The organism is Microcystis panniformis FACHB-1757 (assembly GCF_001264245.1).
GTDB classification, from domain to species: Bacteria; Cyanobacteriota; Cyanobacteriia; order Cyanobacteriales; family Microcystaceae; genus Microcystis; species Microcystis panniformis.
This window is the reverse complement of sequence record NZ_CP011339.1, coordinates 4,856,312-4,878,776: the sequence shown is the minus strand read 5'-3', so window position 1 is coordinate 4,878,776 and position 22,465 is coordinate 4,856,312. Positions and strand designations below refer to the sequence as shown.

General features: G+C 39.7%; 2 protein-coding genes. Both read right to left on the bottom strand.

Annotation, left to right across the window (positions count from 1 at the left end):
• Positions 1–26 precede the first annotated feature (26 nt).
• Positions 27–10,460: a non-ribosomal peptide synthetase/type I polyketide synthase gene (locus VL20_RS22895; protein WP_284525896.1), complete on the bottom strand. Its 10,434-nt coding sequence runs from the start codon at positions 10,458–10,460 to the stop codon at positions 27–29.
• Positions 10,461–10,656: 196 nt separating this feature from the next.
• Positions 10,657–22,362, bottom strand: coding sequence for a type I polyketide synthase (locus tag VL20_RS22890; protein ID WP_052277920.1), 11,706 nt, complete (start codon positions 22,360–22,362; stop codon positions 10,657–10,659).
• Positions 22,363–22,465: the final 103 nt, after the last annotated feature.

Here is a 22,465-nt window from a genome sequence, read left to right as displayed (position 1 = left end):
TATCCTGCTAGTGTAATCGCTGTTGACTAAAAATTAAAGTCTTCTGTGAACAGTTCCTGCCCCTCTTGAATAAGATTTTCTGAGGAAGCTAAGGATAAGTTTATCAAAGGTTCATGGGCAAATTTTAAAACTTGCTCCAGCCAGTTTTTGAACAAATCTATGATCAATAAAATTCGCTCATGGATAAATATATCTGTGTTGTAGATTAGCTTGAGATAAAGTTCTTCTTCCTCAACAAAGATAAATTCTAAATCAAATTTAGCGGTAATCATTTTTGGGTCAATGGAGTTAACTGTAATTCCGTTCAATGCCAGATCTATATTTTGATTATTTTGCAGGACAATTGCCACATCAAAGAGAGCATTCCGGCTAGGATCTCGTTGTAAATTCAAATCAGATACTATCTGATCAAAGGGATAGTCTTGATTATCATAAGCCTCTAAAGTGGTGGTTTTTACTTTGCTAAGGACATCCGTAAAACTGTCGTGATCTGCTATCTGATCCCGCAGGACGAGAGTGTTAACATAAAATCCGATTTGATCTTCTAAATCAGGATGATTTCTGCCGGCGATAGCAGAGCCGATTGTAATTTCATTTTGCTCAGTATAACGGAATAGAAAACTCTTAACCAAACTAACTAAACCCATAAATAAACTGGCTTCTTGTGCTTTAATTAACTTCTCAAAAGTATCGATCAATTCGGGTTCAGGTTGCCATGTAATTGTATTTCCTTGAAAACTTTTAACAGGTGGGCGCGGATAATCAACAGGTAAGTTAAGACGCACAGGGACAGGAGTTAATTTAGCTAACCAGTAATCCCGTTGATCTTGAAGTTTCGAGGTTTCTAATTGACTTTCTTGCCAAGAAGTATAGTCTTTATAATGAATTCTGAGAGGGGGCATTAATTGGGAATTTTCTTGTCCATAGGCGTGATAATGGCTGAGGAAATCTTTAATTAAAACCCCTGCTGACCAACCATCAGAAATGATATGGTGCATATTAAACAAGACGATGTAATTCTCTTGGCTTAGTTTGAGTAAGTTAACTTTAAGTAACGGTCCGACTTCTAAATCAAAAGTCGTTTTGGCATTATGGCTGATCGCTTCTTCGATCAAGTTTTCTTGTTCTGTGCTAACATAAGCTGTCAGGTCTATTTGTTTAATGACAAAGTTCATTTGATTATGGACAACTTGACGGGGTTGATTATTGATTAAAGTAAAGGTGGTTCGCAAAATTTCATGGCGTTGAATTAACTGTTGAAAGGCATTTTCAAAAGCATCAATATTGAGATTGCCCTTGAATTGATAAGCACTGGGCATTCCGTAAGCATTATGATTTTGAGCTAGAAATTCTAAAGCCCAAAGACGACGCTGACCATGAGACATCGGATAGGATTTTTGGGGGGGAATTGCCGAAATGGGTTCTTGATAATTGTATTGAGTCTGGGAGATTAAAGTCGCCAATCCAGCAATGGTTGGAACTTTAAAGAAGTCAGCCAATTTTACGGATACATTTAGTTCTTTATGAACCCGGGTTACAACCCTTGATAAGAGTAGAGAATGACCGCCAATTTCAAAGAAGTTATCAAAAATACCGATAGGATGTTTAGAGAGAATTTTTTCCCAGATACTAACGAGATTGGATTCTAAATAATTCCGGGGTGCAACATAATTAGAATTCACCAGAGATTTACCAGTTTCTCTGAGTTCTCTCAGGGAGTGCAGGTCAAGTTTCCCATGTCGAGTTAAGGGGAATTGCTTTAAAAAAATAAAGTAACTCGGAATCATATAAACTGGTAAAAATTTGGCAAGTAATTCTCGAATCTCAGCAATTTCTAGAGTTTTGTCTGTTTGACAGTAAGCAGATAATTGAGTTTGATTATTAACTTGAACGGGTAAAACAATCGCTCTTTCAATGGGAGCATAACGAGTCAATTGATATTCAATTTCTCCGGGGTCAATTCGATAACCATTGACCTTAACTTGATTATCTTTTCGTCCCATAAACTCAATGATACCCGGAGCAGTTTGCTTGCCTAAATCGCCGGTTCTAAAGAGAGTTTGTGTCTCATCAAGAAAGCTAGGTTTAAATTTTTCTTGAGTCATTTCGGGTTGGTTATGATAACCCGATGCTAGGGCGGCACCTTCTACACAAATTTCGCCGATTACATGGAGGGGAACGGGATTATTAAATTCATCAAGAACCCCTAAGCGATTGTTATGGAAAACTTGACCGAGGGGGATTTCGCTGTCTAAGTTTTCCTTGATTTCATACTGGGATACTCCCACACAAGTTTCTGTAGATCCGTAGACATTGCTAATAATTTCTGCTGGAAAACGTTTCCGCAAAGCTAAGGCAGTTTCCCGATCTAATTTTTCCCCTCCTACCGAGATATATTTTAAGCTGGAAATGGTTTCTCCTGGTTCAAGTAGCCCCAAGATTTCTCGATAGATAGATGGGGTGGTGTGTAGGGCATTAATTTGATTTTCCTGTAGGAAAGAAACCAAATGTCCTATATATTTTATTTCGTACATATATAGGGATGCACCTATGGTTAAGGGGAGAAAAATATTACGAATAGATGGATCATGAGTAACAGCAGCTGTGAAAATATAGCGCCATTCAGGATGTTTATCTAAATCAAAGGTAAGTCGTAAGCTTTGAATAACATTCAAAATTGAGATGTGACGGCCCATGACTCCTTTAGGATTACCAGTTGATCCTGAAGTGTAAAAAATATAAGCAGTTTGGCTAGAATTGCGAAATATTTTAGGCTCATCTTTGTCATATTTTTCAACAATAGGATCAATTTTATCTAAGCAAATTTTTTCCATTTTTTCAGGTAACTTAGAGATAAAATTACTCTCCGTTAGGCAAACATGACAGCCACTATCTTTTAAAATAAACTCAATGCGACTGTGAGGATATTGAGAGTCTATAGGAACGTAAGTCGCTCCAGTTTTAAAGGTAGCCAGAATCCCGATGATTAAGTTGTGATTACGCTGGAGCATGACCCCAATCACTTTTCCTACACCTAGCTGATATTCCTGCTGTAAATAATGGGTAAGACGATTGACTTTTTCATTTAATTCTTGATAGCTAAGGCTAATTTTTCCCGCAATTAGGGCGGGAGCATTAGGGGTTAATTTAACTTGAGCTACAAAGTCATCAATGATGGTGGCTTTCTCAGGGAGTTTGCGAGTTTTTCCGGTTAATTGTCTGAGTAACTTCTCTTGTTGGACTGGGGTTAATAAAGGTAACTGATAAAGAAGATGATTAGCATCCTCAATGATTCCCCTCAGCAAAATTTCAAAGCTTTCAATAAATTGTTTAATTGTCTCTTTTTTAAAGAGTTCTGTATTGTAATTGCAGTAAATAATGAGGTTATCATTAAGTTCAATTAAGTTAAATCCTAGATCAAAAGGGGTGTAAGCAATCGGTGACGGTGGCAAGGATACTTTTAAGTCTTTAAACTCAGGCAGAGTTAAACTAGGATCCATGTTAAAAGATACCGAAATGAGAGGAGAACGAGAAAAATCTCTAGGTAATTGTAAAGCTGCTAATAAATCCTCTAAAGTATAACTCTGATGGCGAAAAGCGTCGATCAGGGTTTGTTTAGTGTGTTGTAAATGTTCAATAAAAGAGGTGGTAGCATCGACTTGTATCCGCAGGGGTAAAAATTGAGAACAAAAGCCTACTAAGTTGTCACTACCTTCTATTTGTCGCCCAGAAATAGGAATACCAATGACTAAATCCTTATGGCCAGAAATTCGACGCAAAAAAGCAGTATAAGCGGCGAACATCGTCATAAATAATGTAGCTTTATTTTTGCGTCCTACTTTCTGCAAATTTTGCCCAACTTCCGAGGGAATGACTTGACTTTCTTGGCCGCCAGTGTAGGTTTTAACGGCGGGACGGGGAAAGTCGGTGGGAAGCTCAAAGGTTGGCAGCTCTTCCTGATAGGTTTTCAACCAAAAATCCCGATGCTCTAACATTTGCGGACTTTGCGTCTCTTGCGCTCGCAAGGTTAAATATTGCCGAAACTGCATCGGTGGTGTGAGAACCTCTTTAGTTGTGTTATTTGGGGATGAATAAAGTTGACCAATTTCCTGCAAAATTAATCCTAGTGACCAACCATCTGCCACAATATGATGAGTTTTTAAAGAGAGCAGATAATGGTCAGATTTTAAGCGCATTAAAATCACAGCAAATAAAGGAGCAATCGACAGGTCAAAGGGTTTTTGGGAAAACTGAGATCGTAACGCTAAGGCCGTCGCTTCGGGATTATCTTCATCCTTCAAATCAATGAGGTTTAATTTAATTTTAACTTCATTGACAACTTCCTGTAATTCTCCTTGTTCTATAATTTTGGTTCGCAAAGCTTCATGGCGATTAATAACTTGATTAATCGTTTTTTCTAAAATGTAAACATCTAAAGAACCTAGTAATTCTAGAGATGTTGTGACGTTATAGGATGCTGAAGCATTACGGTCTAATTCAGCTAATAACCAAAGTTGACGTTGAGCTTCACTGGTGGGAAAGGACTGATTTAAAGATGGTAGATGTCCCCTACCATCTTCATCTTCAGAGAGGGGCTTTTTTTCTTCTTTCTTGACTTGGGGGCGTTTAGCATTAGCAAAAAAACCAGCTTGCTGCAATTCCGTAATCGCTTCTTTGACGGCTACTATAACTTTGTCTATATCTTCATTAGTATGGCAGGTGGAGAGAAAACAAACTCGTTTTTCCCATGTGTAGATTCCTTGAAGATTTAATAGGTAATAAAAGAGGGGTAATTCGATGGGTTGTAAGAAGATACTATAAGCTCCAAAGGGTTCAAAGCGGAATAAAGATCCAAAATTAACAACCCGAATCGGAATGCCTATTTCTTGAAAAAACTGATTGACTTCGGTGGCTAATCGATGAGTTAATTGATTCACTTTTTCTTGAATCGTTGGACTGTTTTCTTGAAGATGTAAAAGCACAGCACGACAAGCAGCAAGGGCTAAAGGATGACGACAAAAAGTTCCCCCAAAAGCGGTTAACTCGGTTTGGGGATGAGAGTCATCTCCGTATTGCCAGAAACCGCCGTCAACGGTATCTAAGAAATCTGCTTTACCGCAGATCATACTAATTGGTAAACCTCCTCCAATGGCCTTACCATAAATGACTATATCAGCTTCAACATTGAACCATTCTTGCGCTCCTCCCGGAGCAATCCGAAAGCCGGTAATAATTTCATCAAAAATGAGTGTGATCCCTTTTTTATGGGTTATTTGTCGTAGTTTTTGCAGAAATTCTTGAGGCTGTAAATCGGGTTTGCGACTTTGAACTGGTTCGACTAATACGGCGGCTAAATCATCAGCATGAGTAGCAATAATATCGAGGCTTTCTTCAACTCCATAACTCAAGACTATTATGTCTTCAACCATTCCTAAAGGAGTGCCTAAACTTAAGGGTTGAGTCGTGGTTTTATCTTCTCCTACTCGTGCTAAGATGCCGTCAAAAGTTCCATGGTAGGAGCCGGCGAACATAACGATTTTTTGACGTTTTGTACGAGAGCGAGCAATGCGAACAGCGGCCATAATCGCCTCGGTTCCCGTATTACTAAAAGCGACTCTTTCGACTCGACCCATTTCACTAATTAAAGCGGCGGTTTCGGCAGCCAGATTTGACTGCATTCCTAAACCTATTCCTCGGTTCATTTGTTCTTGAACCGCTTCAATGACAAAATCCGGACTATGCCCAAAAAAGTTAACCCCAAACCCCATAGCTAAGTCAATGTAATTATTGCCATCAATGTCCTTAAAATAAGCCCCTTGAGCAGATTCTGAAACAATGGGATATTGAAATTCTTTTAAGGCCATGCGGAAGTCAATGGTCGGTTTAACATCCACCATTGTCTTACGGCTATTTTGTGAATAGGCTTTTGATTTGGCGGTTTTCTGGTTATAAATACTCTGTAAATTTTGAATAAAGGCTTGTTGTTGTTCGGTTAAGGATTTGTTCTCAGTGAGCTTTAAGGCTAAGGGGTTTAAATTGGGAGAACTAGGTTTCTCAGGAGATTTGGGCTTCTCTTGAGAAACCGGCGGGTAAGTTTCTATTTTAGAGCTTTGGGCAGGAATGATTTGAGTCTGATTCGTTAATATTTCGGGGGCTATACTGGGGGAGACGGTGGCAGTTTGAAGAACTTCTAATTGCTTGATAATGGTTTTCTCATGGAGGTCTTTTAGGTCTTTTAAAGATTGTAATTGAGCCATCATTAAGGCTTCTTTACCGGAGCTTTCACCGGAGACAGTAAGCTTAGTCCTTGCAGGAATTGAGAGGGGTTCATCTGGCACACAAGCAAGAATTAATTCTTGGCCATTGTTAATGGGAATATTGTTTTGTTTAGAGAAACTATTCGCCGTAGCAAACCCACAACTTTTTAAAACGGAACACCAATTTTCACCCCTTAATAAGGGAGTGTCTGAGCGTAATTCTTGATCCTGAAAGCGCCACCATCCGGGGGTTAATCCAAAGGTTAAATTCAGCCATGAGTTATTTTCTACGGTTTCGAGGAGAACTAAGTAACCGCCGGGGCGCAGAAGTTCCCGAATATGGGTTAGAGTTTCTGTAATATTTCGGGTCGCATGAAGGACGTTAGCGGCCACAACAATATGATAATTATGGGCAGGTATCCCCTGAGAAATGGGGGACTTTTCAATGTCTAGTTGATGAAAGTTTAGGTTATATTTTTTCTGAAATTTTTGCCTAGCTTGATGCAGTAAGAAGGGAGAAACTTCGCTAAAAGAATAAGTGACATGATCGAGGTTTAAGTGGTGAAGAATTGCTTCTGAAGTGGCACCAGTTCCTCCTCCTATTTCGAGAATTTGATAGGGGCGATCACTATTAGAAAAGTTCGTTAAAATCTGGTTAATAGCTTGGGCAACTCGTTGATTCATCAATCGAGATACGGGAGAATTGCCATAAATACTTTCTGCATGAGCAACGGAACCTTCTGGGAAAATTAATGTCAAGGGGTCCATATTTCCCTTGAGAACTTCTGCTAAATTTTCGCCGCAGCGTTGCAACATTTCTAATTCAGGTTTTGCAGATGGACAAGTTTTTTCTAGCTTTTGTAGGGCTTGGGGCAAGGAAAAAGACTCAGGCAAGTTTTTGACAGTCCAAATATTCCCTTGATTGTGAAGAATATTAGCTTGCTCTAAATCCTGCAAATAACGATTGAGCAAAATGTGATATTTGGGGGCAACAGGTAAGGTTTGTCTTAGGGTTTCTATTGTCCATTGTTCCCCTTGATTAAGTTTTTTCCCTAAGGACTCTAAAGCCTTGATGATATAGGCTGTAGCGATGGGTTGCAATTGATCAATGACTTGCAGATAATTGCTTAATTCTGTCTCGTCATCGATAACTTTAGCTGTTATTTCTGAAGCATTTTCTAAGGGTTTTTCTTTGACAAATTGGCAGAGGTATTCGGCGATATCAACAAGAGTTTGTAAATCGGTAAAGAGTTGATCTATTTTCACTTTGACTTGAAATTTTTCTTCAATTTTGCGAGAAAAGTCAGTCAAGATAATTGAGTCTGCTCCTAAGTTTAGTAATGTCTCATCCTCCGGCAGTTCGTTCTCATCTTCTTTCAGAAGTAAAGCCAAAATTGATTTTAATTGATTACGGATTTCCTGTTGATGTTTTTGCATATTGAAAACTGTGGTTTCGGTATCGGTAAGGTTAGAGGTTTGTGCGTCTAGGAATATTTTGTCAATGCTCTGATTTTCTGTTCGAGGATTAGGCTGAAATTGGAAAGGTTTCCTTTGAAAGGGATAGTTCGGCAATCTGACTTTTTTATAGCCATAATTTCGATTGAATTGTTCTGGATTGAAAGGTGCGCCATTTAGGTAGAGTTGTCCCAAGGCTGAAAGAATTGTCTGCCAGTTATCTAAGCCACGATTGAGGGAACTTAACCAGATGAACTCATCTTTATAACGACGACCTTGTTCTGCTAGTATTGGTCTTGGTCCCACTTCTAAAAATAGGTTATATCCCTTGTTGAAAGCGGTTATTAAACTCGACAAAAATCTTACTGGTTCTCGGCATTGTTTGCTCCAGTAAGTGGCATCTGGTGCATTTTCTAAAACCTCTCCATCAAGTCCTGAAAGTAAGAGAATTTGGGGGCGTTGATAAGAAATTTGACGAGCCTCTTTTTCAAATTCTTTTAAAATTGGCTCCATTAAAGGGGAATGAAAAGCCTGAGTAACGGGAAGATATTGAGCGGGAATTTTTTGCTTTTTGCAGGTGCTAATAACTTCCTCAATGCTGGCACTTTCTCCAGCAATAACAATCTGTTGAGGGTGATTAATGGCAGCTATTGAAACTGTTTGAGTATAATTTTTAATTAGGGAAATTACTGTCTCTTCATCAGCAAAAATTGAAGCCATTTTCCCAGAGGTCGTGGTTTGCATTAATTGCCCCCGTTTGACAACTAAGGCGAGTCCAGCTTCTAAGCTAAATACTCCTGCGATACAAGCTGCTACATATTCTCCCACACTATGGCCAATCAGTAAACTGGGGGTAATTCCCCAAGATTTCCATAGCATTGTTAGGGAATATTCTAGGGCGAATATAGCCGGTTGAGCGTAAGCAGTTTGATTGAGTAAATCGGTCTGTTCACCAAATAATATTTCAGTTAAAGGATGGTCTAAATACTTCGCTAATATTTCGGCACATTGATCAATATATTGACGAAATGTCGGCTGGGTTTGATAGAGTTGATGCCCCATGCCGGGATAACAAGCCCCTTGCCCTGTAAAAAGAAAAACAATTTTAGGGGATTTTTCCGATGTAAAACGTTGATAAAAAGTCAAATCATCAAGTGGTTTTTCTTCAGCAAAAGCGGTTAATCTTTGTTGTAATTCTGGACAAGTATCGCCAACAATGGCTAAACGTTCAGGTAAATCTATCCTTCCGACAGCTGCACTATAACAAATATCTCCAATTTCAGGATGAGATTCTAGGAGGGTATGGAAGCGTGTGGCTAATTCTTTTAAAGCGGTTTTGTTGTGGGCTGAAAGGGTTAAGAGATGACTGGGAATTTGTTGTTGAATTTCTGAGATTTTGCTGACGGGTGCCTGTTGAACAATGACATGGGCATTTGTGCCTGAAAAACCAAAAGAACTTACCCCAGCTATAGGGACTTTATTGTTATTCGGCCAAGGTATATTTTGAGTAGGAATTTTAATAGGATGATCTTCCCAATTAATCAGAGGATTAGGGCTTTGGAAGTGAAGATGGGAGGGGATTTCACCCTGTTGAAGAATCAGAATTGTTTTGATTATTCCAGCCATGCCAGCTGCGGCTTCAAGATGACCGATATTGGTTTTGACTGAGGCGACATAAAGGGGGTCGGAGCGCTTTCCATAAACTGAGGCAATGGCATTCAATTCGATGGGATCTCCTAAAGAAGTGCCTGTGCCATGAGCTTCTATGTAGCTGACATCTTCAGGGACTATTCTGGCATCAGCTAGAGCTTGACGGAGCAATTCTTGCTGGGCGGGTCCACTGGGTACGGTTAAACCGGCAGCAGCCCCATTATGATTCACCGCCGAACCTCGCAACAGGGCAAGAATGTGATCCCCGTTTTTCTGGGCTTCTGATAAAGTTTTTAAGATTAAAACCCCACAGCCTTCCCCTCGCACATATCCGTTAGCAGAGGCATCGAAGGTTTTGCAACGCCCATCGGGGGACATCATTCCCGACTGAGAAAGACTAATCGTAATTGCGGGTTCTAAAATGAGGTTTACCCCACCCACTAAAGCGAGTTCACATTCACGATTTCTCAGGCTACGAATCCCCTGATGGACGGCTACTAATGAGGATGCACAGGCTGCATCAATCGAGAGACAAGGACCGTGAAGATTGAGAAAATAAGATAGCCTTCCGGCGGCTGCGCTTAGAGCATTGCCGGTGCCAAAAAAAGAGTCAATTTGATCATAGTTAGTGCCGTAAACCTTCAGGGCATGATCAATGCTAGTAATCCCCACAAATACCCCTACTTTATTATCGGCTAAATTTTTCAGAGGTAAATTGGCATTTTCTAACGCTTCCCAAGCAACTTCTAAGAGTAACCTTTGTTGAGGATCCATGGAGGCTGCTTCTCTTGCTGAAATCGAAAAGAAACGGGCATCAAATTCTGTGATATTCTCTTGAAGAAATCCCCCATAAGCGGTGTTCATTTTTCCTAAAGTTGGTTCTTGAGAATACAGTTCTGAGATATCCCAACGGCTTTTAGGGACTTCTACTATAGCATCAAGCCCGGCTTGACAAAAACTCCAATATTTTTCTGGGGAATTAATACCTCCAGGAAAACGACAAGCCATCCCAACCACCGCAATAGCTTCACTTTGTCTCGTCTCTAATTCATTGATACGAGCCTGCATGACCTCCATTTTGCTTAAGGTCGTTGCCATTAATTTTTTGTAATCTATACTCTCAACCATGCCCTATTCTCTATAATTTCTAAATTTATACGCCGTTAAACATAAATTAGGATGCTGTGCTATCAGTAAATATAAACCCAAATTTAACTCCAGAGAGTTAAGCTTACTCATGTTCATCTACCTATCCTACCACATCTCATGGCTTTTGAAACATTATTTTTAAAGTTTAACCTCCATATTGATCAAGCTCCGTTAATTTTTGATTAAGTAATCTTGCCAGTTCGTCTTCACTGAGGCTGTCGTAGGGATTATGATTGTCAGGAATTGGATTTATTTTAATCTCAAAATCGAGATGATTGGCTAGAATTTCTTCCCTTAAATAGGTACTTAAGCTGAGAAGATTAGGATAATCGAAAATGATCGAGGATGGCAATTTACACCCTAAATCTCTTTCTAAGCGATTTTTAAATTCTATGACCATTAGAGAGTTTAAACCTAAGTCTAAGAATGATGTTTGTTGAGGAATAACCTTATTCTCATTTAACCCTGTCACTTCTCTTAATATTTTCTCCAGTCCTTCTACTAAAGCGTTTATTCGTTCGTCTATAGAGACAGATTTTAATCGTTCTAATAGTTTTGCTGGACTTGTTTGTTTTTGATTTTTTAGGGTTAATACCTCGCTAAAGAAGGGTTGATTAATATTGAAAGTTTGATTAAAAATCGACCAATTAATATCGATAACTATCCCTGGGTTAATTTCACCTAAAATTATCTGGTTGAGATATTGAAACGCTTGCTCAGAAGGCATCATCTGCAAACCCCAATTAGCGAAACGTTGTTGATCAATTTGGTTGCTCGTCTCCCAAGCTCCCCAATTGATACTAATACCAGGTAATCCTAAACTTTGCCGTTGCTGCATTAGAGCATCCATGAAAGCATTAGCCGCCGCATAATTACTTTGACCCGGTGAACCAAGGATAACAGCCGCAGAAGAAAAGCTTACGAAAAAGTCTAAAGATAGAGAGCGAGTATAACGATCTAATAATAAAGTTCCTGCTACTTTTGGACTGATTACCTTTTGATATTTTTGCCAACTTTGATTACTGATCAGCCCATCTTCTAAGACCGCTGCCGCGTGAATTATTCCTCGTAAGACGGGCAAGTCTGCGCCAAAACGAGAGAATAAATTTTTCATATCTGTGGGGGAAGTAATATCAGCTTCAATCAAGGTTACTTTTGTTCCTTTTTTCACTAATGAAGCTATCAATTCTGTTGAAGATTTAACATGGCGACTACACAAAACTAAGTGACTTGCTCCCATTTCTGATAACCATTGAGCCACTAATCCGCCCAGTTTTCCTCCCCCTCCCGTGATTAAATAAGCCCCTGACTGATTAATAAACTGTCGTTTTTCTGAGATAGGAAGAGATGCAGAAACTAACCTGGCTGCGTAGCGGTTTCCTTGACGTAAAGCCAAACGGAATTCATGGGGGAAACACTTTAATTCATTGAATAAAAGTTCAGCTTCATTAGCTTCTTTATGGATTGGTAAATCTAAACAAACACAACCCATTTTAGGATACTCTTGATTAATGACTGCTCCTAATCCCCATAAATGAGACTGTTGAGGAGATAAAGCCGTATCATTGATCATCTTATTAGCCCCGCGAGTAATCAGCCATAAATGGGGTAATTTCTCCCAGTTATTAGTGAGGGTTTGCACTAAATTTAAGACGGCATGAGAACTCTGATATACCGTATCTAGAACATCTTCAGCTTCTGAAGATTCCCAACAAAAAACAACACCAGTCGGAAATTCTCCAGATGGATAAGCTTCTTGATAGAGACGCTGAAAATCAGATTTCTGAGCGGCATTGATGACAAAAGAATCTTGAGAATGACATTGATAATTCTGCCCCATTTCTACAGTAATTACTTTTTCTCCTGCCTTTTTGTATAAATTAATTAGGGAATTTAAGTCTGTTTCTGGACGAACCAAGACTAACCAAGAATTTTGAGGATCAACGGCAACAGTTGGCATTGAAGAAAGTTTTTTCCATTCCACTTTATAAAAGCAATTATTTGACTTTTCTTGCCATAAACTCTGTAAAATAGCTGGATTTATGCGCCGGGCTGTTAAGTCAGTAAAGCGAGCGCAAAGCTGTTCTTGTTCATTATAAATATTAACATTTACTCTCATTTCACCATTAGTATCTGAGATGACCTGAACTTTTGTCCAAACTTGCGAAGTTGGATTTAGGAATATTTCCAAGGAAGAGAATCCATAAGGTAGATGCAATTCTTGACCATGAATTTCGGGGAAAGCTGCCCCAATACTCTGTAAGCAAGCATCCAAAAGAACTGGATGAAAATAATAACGCCGATCTGCTAAACTGGGGTTAATACTAATTTTAGCTTGAGAGCCTTTTTTGAAAGAATATAACTCTTGAATCGCTTTAAACTGCTCCCCATACCTGATACCCATCTGCTGATAAAGCTGATAGAATTCACGAATAGAAATCGATTCTTTAGGGTTTTCCCTTTCTAATTTAGTTTGGGTTAATTCTGAGGCAGCCAAGCTTTGTATATCCTTAGGTTTGACTTCACCTGTAACATGAAGAAGCCATTGTTCTTGTGCAGAATCACTGCTAAATATCTCAAAAGTATAAATCAGTTGAGATGATTTTTTAGGTTTAAAAATTATTTGGATTATTGAGGGAGTTGGAGATAAGATTAATCCCTGATGGATAGAGACATTTTCAAGGGTGACAAAATGCCCATTAAATATTTTCTGACTTGCGGCTAAAATGGCTTCAATAAAACCGGTAGCTGGAAATACAATGTTTTCAAATACCTTATGTTCTTCTAAATAACTAGGGTTAAGAGAACTCACCTCACCTTCAAAGATCATGTCTCCCGTTGCTAACTTTTTAAAATCTCTAATGAAAGGATGTAACTGAGTCTTGATTTGCCCTAGAGAAAATTCCGAATTAGATAGCCAATACCGTTCTCTTTGAAAGGGATAAGTCGGTAAACTAATTCGCTTACCTTGTTTAAATACTTTAGTCCAGTCTACAGAATAACCATTAACAAAAAGTGTCGCTAAACTTCTATACATTTGTGCCTGTTCATCCTGCCCGGGTACAATACTAGGCAACCATAATAGATACTGGTTGGCAGCAATAAGGCGAGCCATACTCAGTAATACAGGCTTAGAACCGACTTCTAGAAAACAACGATAACCCTGATCAATTAAAGACTGAAATCCTTGACTAAACTGTACAGTATTACGCAGATGATCTACCCAATAATCAGGAGTTGTAATTTCTGAACCTACAGCTTTCCCTGTCAGATTACTAATAATCGTTAAGCTAGGTTCATGAAAAGAAATTGTTTTTAAGACCTGGGAAAAATCATCAAGAATGGGCTGCATTAAAGGCGAATGAAAAGCATGAGATACCGCTAAACGTTTAGTTTTATGCCCTTGATCAATAAATTCTTTTTCGAGTTGCTCAACAATCTCTTTAAATCCAGAAATGACAGTAATTGAGCCATTGGCTGAAGCAATATTAACTTGATTTTCATAAGAAGTTAGAGCGTTTGCTACCGTCTCATAATCAGCATAAATAGCGGACATACTGCCATTCTGGGGCAATTTTCCCATTAATTTACCCCGTTGAGTCACTAATTTTAAGGCATCTTCTAAAGAAAAGACTCCTGCCCAACAAGCCGCCACATATTCCCCGATACTATGTCCTAAAAGGGCTGAAGGTTGTATTCCCCAAGATTGCCATAATTTGGCGAGTGCATATTCAAGGGAAAAAATCACCGGCTGAGTGATTTGGGTTTCCTCTAATAACTGGCTATTTTGCTCTTGAAAGATTAAATCTAGGAGAGATTTTTCTAAAAGGGGTTCTAAAATTTGATCACAAAGATCTAATGTTTCCTTAAAAACAACTTCTCGGTTATAAAGAGTTTCTCCCATGCCAGAATATTGAGAGCCTTGTCCAGAAAAGAGGAAAGCTATCTTTGGCGGAGTCTCTGATAAAATCGGTCGGATTAATGAGTCAGAATCTTCACCATCTTGGTAATCAATTAATGCTCGTTGTGCCGTCGTTATTGAGTCTGCTAAAATACAGATTCGTTGCGGAAAAATCCCCCGCCCTGTACTGGCGGTAAAACAAACATCAGCTAAATTGATAGACTCAGTCAAAATATCTTGATAATTTCTCGCTAACTCTTGCAGCGATTTTTCAGAACGAGCCGAAAGGGGTAATAGATAAAAATTATTCTCCGAAGGTTGAGGTAAATCAGCGTCAATTTCCCCAACAATGATATGAGCATTCGTTCCACTAAATCCAAAGGAACTTACTCCAGCAATCCTTGAACGTTCGCTGATATGCCAAGGTTTTCCTTGTACAGGAACTTCAAAAATATGAGAACTCCAATCAAAGCGGGGATTAGGATTTTTAAAGTGAAGATGAGGAGGTATTTTATGGTGTTGTAAAGCTAGAACTGTTTTAATTAATCCAGCAATTCCGGCAGCACCTTCTAAATGGCCTAAATTCGTTTTTACTGAACCAATAATTAAAGGCCGATTAGGGGAGCGTTGACCAAAAACGGCGGACATACTTTCTAATTCAATGGGATCACCAAGGGCTGTTCCAGTGCCGTGAGCTTCAATATAATCGATTTGTTCAGGCTTGAGATTAGCACTTTTAAGGGCTTGATGTAATAATTTTTCTTGAGCTTGACCATTAGGAACAGTTAGCCCACTACTTGGACCATCATGATTGACGGCTGTGCCATAAATTTTCGCTAAAATTTGGTCTCCATTCTTAACTGCTTGGCTCAATCTTTTCAGAACAACTATTCCACAGCCTTCTCCTCGCACCATGCCATTTGCGCTCTCATCAAAGGTTTTGCAATGTCCATCAGGGGCAAGCATATGGGCGCGACTTTCGATTAAAGAAATAATGGGAGTTAAAATAATATTAACCCCTCCAGCTAAAGCCAGATCGCACTCACCATTAAGTAAGGCATTATAAGCTAAATGAATCGCTACTAATGAGGAGGAACAAGCGGTGTCAATAGTCATTGATGGACCCTGTAAACCAAGAACATAAGAAAGACGACCCGCCGCCATACTAACAGAAGTTCCTGAACCAGTATAAGCATTAATGGCTTGAGGAGAATAACTTAATTGGGCATAATCTTGAGTCATGCAACCGATAAAAACTCCCGTCTGACTGTTGCGTAATTTTTGGGGATTTTGTCCAGCAGATTCTAAAGCTTGCCAAGTAGTTTCCAAGAGTAAACGCTGCTGAGGATCCATGGCGACAGATTCTCTAGGAATAATGCCAAAAAATTCTCCATCAAATTCCTCAATTTGTTCTAGAAATGCACCGTAAGGAGCGTATATTTTGCCTGGGACATCGGGATTAGGATCATACCATGTTTCCTGATCCCAGCGATCTTGAGGGATTTCTGTTATAGCATCTTTTCCCTGTTCTAAAAGTTCCCAGAAAGATTGTAAATTCTTAGCACCGCCGGGGAATCGACAAGCCATGCCGACAATAACAATAGGATCATCATCGAGTTGTGATTTTTCTGGCGGTTTTTGAGAAATTTCTGCTTTTATTTGAGGGGTAAATACCGGTTGACAATTATCTAGAACTTCTCGCTGTAAATAATTAGCTAAGACTTCAACATTCGGAAAACGAAAAGTAATTGTCGAAGGGAGAGAACAATTAAAGTCAGTTTGTAACAGATTTCGTAACTCTGTAGAAGTGAGAGAGTCCATCCCCAAATCAAAAAAGCCTTGTTGAGGGGAAAAAGTTTCATCATTTGAGCGTCCTAAGACAGTAGAAACACGCATAATGATATGATTAGTTAGCCAATTAGTACGCTCTTTTAAGGTTAAATTTTGCCATTGTTTTAAAAACTCAGATGAGGGGGCAGCTTGGGGTTTTCCTTGAGGCAGAAAGTTTTTATAAAAGCTTTGATGAATATAAGGAAATTGTTGCCAGTCAATATTAATTACACCAGCGCGAATAATCTGATTTAGGAGAATTTTTTCGAGAGCATTAAGGGCTAAATCGGGTTTCATAGCCCCATATCCTTTAGCGGCTAATCTCTCCAAAACATTGCGATCTACTGCTGCACCTATTTCGCTCCAAGGACCCCAATTTATGACCGTTCCGGGTAAATGATGCGCCTGACGATAATAGATAAAAGCGTCTTCAAAGGCATTAGCTGCCGCAGCATTAGCTTGTCCTGCCGAGCCAATTAAAGATACAGCAGAAGTATAACAGACAAAGAATTCCAATGGGTCATTTAGGGTGAGTTGATGAAGCAACCAAGTTCCTTTAACTTTGGGAGCTAAAACATAATTAAAGCTCTCTGGTGTTAGTCTTAATAAGGTTGTATCGTCTAAGGTTCCAGCAATGTGAAAAATGCCCCGTATAGGATATTTAGAACGGCATTCTTCTAGGACGGCGTGCAGTTTTTCAGCATCGGTAATATCAAGTTTTTTAAGGGTAACTTCTGCCCCACTAGAGGAGAAATTTGCTAATATTTCAGGGCTAATTCCTTCTGCCCCTCGACGACTACACAAAACTAGATTCCGCGCCCCTTTTTCAATCATCCATCGGGTTGTTGCTAATCCTAACCCCCCTGTGCCTCCTGTGATTAAATAATAGGCATCAGGACTAAAATTGATCTTTCCATCTTCAAGTTTTCTCTGCACCAAACGAGGATAAAAACGCTGTTCCCCCCGCAAAGCAACCCGGTTTTCTTGGGGATTACTGTAGATTTCTTGCAGCAGTTTGTCGGCTGCGTTTACTTCATCTGGATCTAGGTCAATCGCCTTAAAATTAAGTTCAGGATGTTCTAAGACTAGGCTGAAGGCTATTCCTAATAAGGAGGCTTGAGAGGGAGAGGTTAGGGGTTTAAAGGCTTTTGCTGGTACTGCTCCTTGAGTCACTAAAACCAGAGCTGGTGGGTTTTCTTGCTGCAATAATGCTTGTAAGAAAAAGAGAAATCGTTGACAATGAATCTCGACTTGTTGATCAATTTCTTCGGGGATGTTTTCTAAGCCCCAGAAGTACAGTATTTGACGAGTTTCTGAAGTTATCGAGTTTCTCAATATTGATAGGTAATCTTCAGCAATCTCCAGGTTAATATCTTGGGTAAAGACGCAAGAACAACTTATTCCTCTCTGTTGGAATAGAGGGATTAAACCGTTAGCAATTCCTTGACTATCTGCCCAGATTATTTGATGAGAGTAAGATTTTGCTGGCAGAGAAGGTAATTGCTCACTGCTTCTACCAATAATGACACTTTGTTTTAATAAATTTCGGGTTTTTGCTTGGCTTGGTTCGATAATATTAATGTCTTCAAATTGATTCTCAATCAGTAAATTTTGCCAATCTTTTGTGCTGATTAACGGATAACCATTCCGCCGCAGATCTTGACTACATAACCACCATCCTTCTGTCAAGCCAAAGGTTAAATCTACCCAACGTCTTGCCCCTGTACTTTCTAAGAGGATTAGTAGTCCCTTGGGAGCGATGAGAGAGCGCACATTTTCAAGGGTTTTTTGAAGGTTGGCTGTGGCATGAAGAACATTAGCGGCAATGATTATGTCAAAACTGCCAGGGAGAAAATCCTGAGTAAAGGGATTTTTTTCAATGTCTAAAGTTTGATATTTAATAAAGGGATAGTTTCTAAAATTTTCCTTGGCTCTTGTTAAGAAACTAGAGGAAATATCGGTGAATACATATTCGATATGTTCTTTGGGTAAGTGAGGTAAAAGGCCAGCAGTAGCGGCTCCTGTGCCTCCTCCAATTTCGAGAATTCTTAGGGGATAATAGGGGGGGAAATTTGCAATAGCACGGCTGATTGTGGTGGCGACTAACTGATTCATCAATTTAGCTCCGGCGGCTTCCGAATAAATTGATGCGATCGCTTCTAAATCCCCTTGAGGAAAGAGTAATTCTAAGGGATCAACTTGACGACTCATGACTTCGGCTAAAGCAGAGCCACAACGCTCCATTAGACTAATTTCTGCTGGATAATCGGCAAATTCTTGGCGGAGAATTTTAATTTGCGATGGCGATGAAGGTGCTTCTAATTCTTTGACGAATAACCAGCCATCTTTTGTCTGATTAACGATTTTTTCTTCAGCTAAAATGCTTAAACATCGAGATAATAAAGGTCGGTAAAAATCGACAATTTGACCTTGATTTGCTATCTGTGCTTCGGAATAAGTTTGACCTAATTTTGGCTGTCCATTAAGTTTTGTTAAGGCTTCCCAGATATAGACAACGCTTAACTTTTCCAAAGCTGCCATTAAGCGCTCATATTGCGCCAATTTTTCCCCTAGTTGTTGTTCTAACTGTGCGGGGTGAATTTGATTTTTAATCACCTGGGGAGCTACTAAAGTGTCTCTGCCATTCCCTAATAATTCCTCGCAAGGTATCCATTCTTCTAGATAGATTTGAGGGGGGATTTCTTGGGGGATAATCTCTTGGGATTGAACGGCTTTTAGTTCTAAGTTGGTGAGGGATGCTAAGGGTTGACCCTGGAGGGAATAGATATCAATATCAGCGATGATAATGTTAGGGTTAGGGGAGGAGTTTTTCAGTCGAACCGCGCTGATTACCTGCTCATCAGGAGGGTGGAAAAATGCCAATTGCCCAAGACGAACAGGAACATAAGTTACTGAGGATTCTTCTTTAAATAAAATGGCAGCAATACCTTGAAAACAAGCATCTAACATAGCAGGATGAAAATGATATTTTTCCCGCTCTAACCTATCGGTTAATTTGATTTGAGCAAAAGCTGTATTTTCCCCCCGCTTCAGTTGATGAATGAGCCGAAAGTTACTCCCGTAATTTATCCCTGATTTTTGATAAGTTTCATAAAAGGAGTTGATATCGACTTCTTCAGGACAATTTTTGGCGATTTCTTCTAAATCACAATGGGTTAAATTAGTTGATTTCAATTCCTCAATTGTTCCAGTAACTAATACTTCCCAATTTGGCTCAAGTGCATGGTAAATTTTAAAGCTTTTTTGCTCAATGATTAACTGTAATGTGTCTTCCGTATCTTTTAAAATTAATGCCTTCTTAAATTCAACATTTTCTAAAATAACTTTTTGATTCTCCCCGGCAGCTAAAGCCATTTCTATTAAGGCAGATGCTGGCAATATGGCCTGCTCAAAAACCTGATGTTCTCCTAAAAATGCAGGTTTATGTTGACTAATGCTCCCTCGATATTGAAGCAGAGCTAAGGGAGAAGAAAAATGCTCGCCTAGTAAGGGATGTCCAGAGTAATAATTAGGGTTTTTATAGCTAGAAGACTCTGATTTATTGCCAGAATTTATCCAGTAGCGTTTGCGGATAAAAGGCGAATTAGGTAAACTAATTTTTTGCCCTGGATGTGAGCGATGAAAGGCTTCCCAGTTAATATTAAATCCTCTCACATAGAGTTGACCTAGTACCCTTTGCTCATGGTGGTCACTGTGACAATCTTCCCCTAAACTAGATAACCATAGAATTGAATTTACCCCTAACTTTTGACGACCTATATTAATGAGATTGGCACCGATTCCCATTTCTAGGAAGATTTGATAGCCCATTTGATGCAGAGTAGAAATTCCCTGGGCGATTTCGTCGGATTTCTGCCTAATCTTTTCCCCTCTATTCACCAAATTTGTGAGAGATTTTTTCACAACTTCACCCTGATAAATTAGGGTAATATCGGGAGAGTTAGAATCGACTTCTGGGGTGCTTTTGAGCAAGGATAAAAGGTCTTCTGAGTTGGGGTTTTGTGGGCTAATTTTAGCGCGTTTCGCCACCAGCTTGACGGTATCTTCAAGGGAAAAAACGCCCGCTTGTTGAGCGGCGAGATATTCCCCTAATCCAGAACCTAAAATCGCAGAAGGAGAAATTCCCCACGATTTCCAGAGTTCACAAAGAGCATATTGATAGGCAAATAATACCGGTTGTACAGACAAAGGAATCTGAGGCTCTAAGGCTTTTTTAGATGACAATAATTCCTGAAGAGAAAATTCTAAATATTTTTTAAACAGATGATCACAGTGCCTAAAAGCATCATAAAATATTGGCTCATTATTGAGCAGGGTTTCAATGATTTCTGGACTAATTTCTTCCTCGTAATTGCAGAGAAAAGCAACTTTAGGATGGCTTTGCGCTTCTCCATAAATGATGTCGAAGCTATTATTTTGAATATTTTGAAATTGCTTTTCATCCCCATTGCTATTGAGAAAAGCCTGAATTCCTTGATGCAGATTCTCTTGATTAGAAACTAAAAGAGCGAGACGATGTTTATGGGGAAAACGACCAGTATTTAAAGATAGAGCAATGTCCTTGACGCTGAGATCTGTTTTCTGCTCAAGCTCATCGACAAATTGAGTCGTAAAAAGACGTAAACGTTCGGGTTCTTTAGCCGAGAAAGTAACGAGAATGGGGGATATTTTTGGGGTTTGGGGTTGCGGTTGAGGCGGTTCACTTAAAATAACATGAGCGTTGGTTCCCGATGCTCCAAAAGAACTGACTCCAGCCGCTTTGAGCTTGCCATTATTAACATTCCAAGGACAATTTTGCGTAACGATACTAATCGGCAAGGCATCCCAATTAATATGAGGATTGGGTTTTTTAAGGTTTAGATGAGCCGGAATTTCACGGTAGTGTAGCGATAATGCGGTTTTAATTAATCCTGAAATTCCCGCCGCCGCCGCCAGATGACCTAAATTAGTTTTGAGAGAACCGACTAATAAAGGGTTAGATTTGCGACGATTGACGCATAATGCCTCGGCTATGGCTTTAATTTCGATGGGATCTCCCAAAGATGTTCCTGTACCGTGAGCTTCAACATAATCGATAGCCTCGGCATCTAAACGAGCGTCAGCTAGAGCTTCTCTGATTAATTCGCTCTGTACGGGCCCATTAGGAACGGTAAAGCCGCCACTGGCTCCATCGTTGTTGACTGCGGTCCCTCGAATCACGGCCCAAATGTGATCACCATCTTCAAGAGCGTCACTGAGTCTTTTTAAGACGATGACTCCGCAACCTTCGCCGATTCCAAACCCATCGGCACTTTCGTCAAAGGTTTTGCATTGGCCATCTGGGGCCAACATCTGATTGCGGCACAAGGCGATGACGACTTCTGGAGTTAAAACTAAGTTCACTCCTCCGACTAAAGCTTGTCTGCATTCTTGGGAACGTAAGGAACGGCAAGCGAGATGAACAGCGACTAAGGAGGAAGAGCAAGCGGTATCTACTGCCAAACTCGGACCATTAAGATTTAAAAGGTAAGAAATACGCCCAGCTGCCGCGTTAGTATGATTGCCCGAAATATGATAGGCTCCGATGGCATTATAGTCCTCATTTGAGGTAACAATACGGGCATAGTCATTGTTAGTAATCCCGATAAAAACCCCTGTTTTTCCCCTTCTAGCCGTCGTTGTTGCCATTCCTGCATTTTCCAAAGCTTCATAGGCTACCTCTAAAAGCAATCTTTGCTGAGGATCCATAGCGACGGCTTCCTTGGGAGCAATTCCGAAAAAATGGGCATCAAACTGGGAGACATCATCGAGAAACCCCCCCTGAGAAACATAGATTTTACCCACTTTATTCCGATCTGAATCATAAAAATCCTGCTGGTTCCAGCGCTCCTTAGGTATTTCTCTGAGGTGATTTTTACCCGCTTTCAGGAAAGACCAGAAGGATTCAGGTGTCGCAATATTATGACCGAAACGACAACCTAAACCCACGATAGCTAAGGGTTCCCTTTGTTGAGACTCGAAAGCTTTTAATTTTTCTTTAGCTTCACTAAGAGCTTTAAAAACTCTAGTTTGAATTGACTGGTCGTTTTCGGATAAGTTCTTTTTATCTTGAAAGTCCATATTGTTAGAATCGACTTGGAAAAGAATAATTATTGCGACTGACGGGGTGACAAGCAGATGGAAAGTGAAACAGGGTGTAGAGTGTCGGGTTTAGGGAAAAAGC

Excerpts from the sequence above, each read along its gene's own strand:
- VL20_RS22895 (WP_284525896.1), bottom strand. The coding sequence starts at position 10,460 with ATGGCAACGACCTTAAGCAAAATGGAGGTCATGCAGGCTCGTATCAAT.
- VL20_RS22890 (WP_052277920.1), bottom strand. The coding sequence starts at position 22,362 with ATGGACTTTCAAGATAAAAAGAACTTATCCGAAAACGACCAGTCAATT.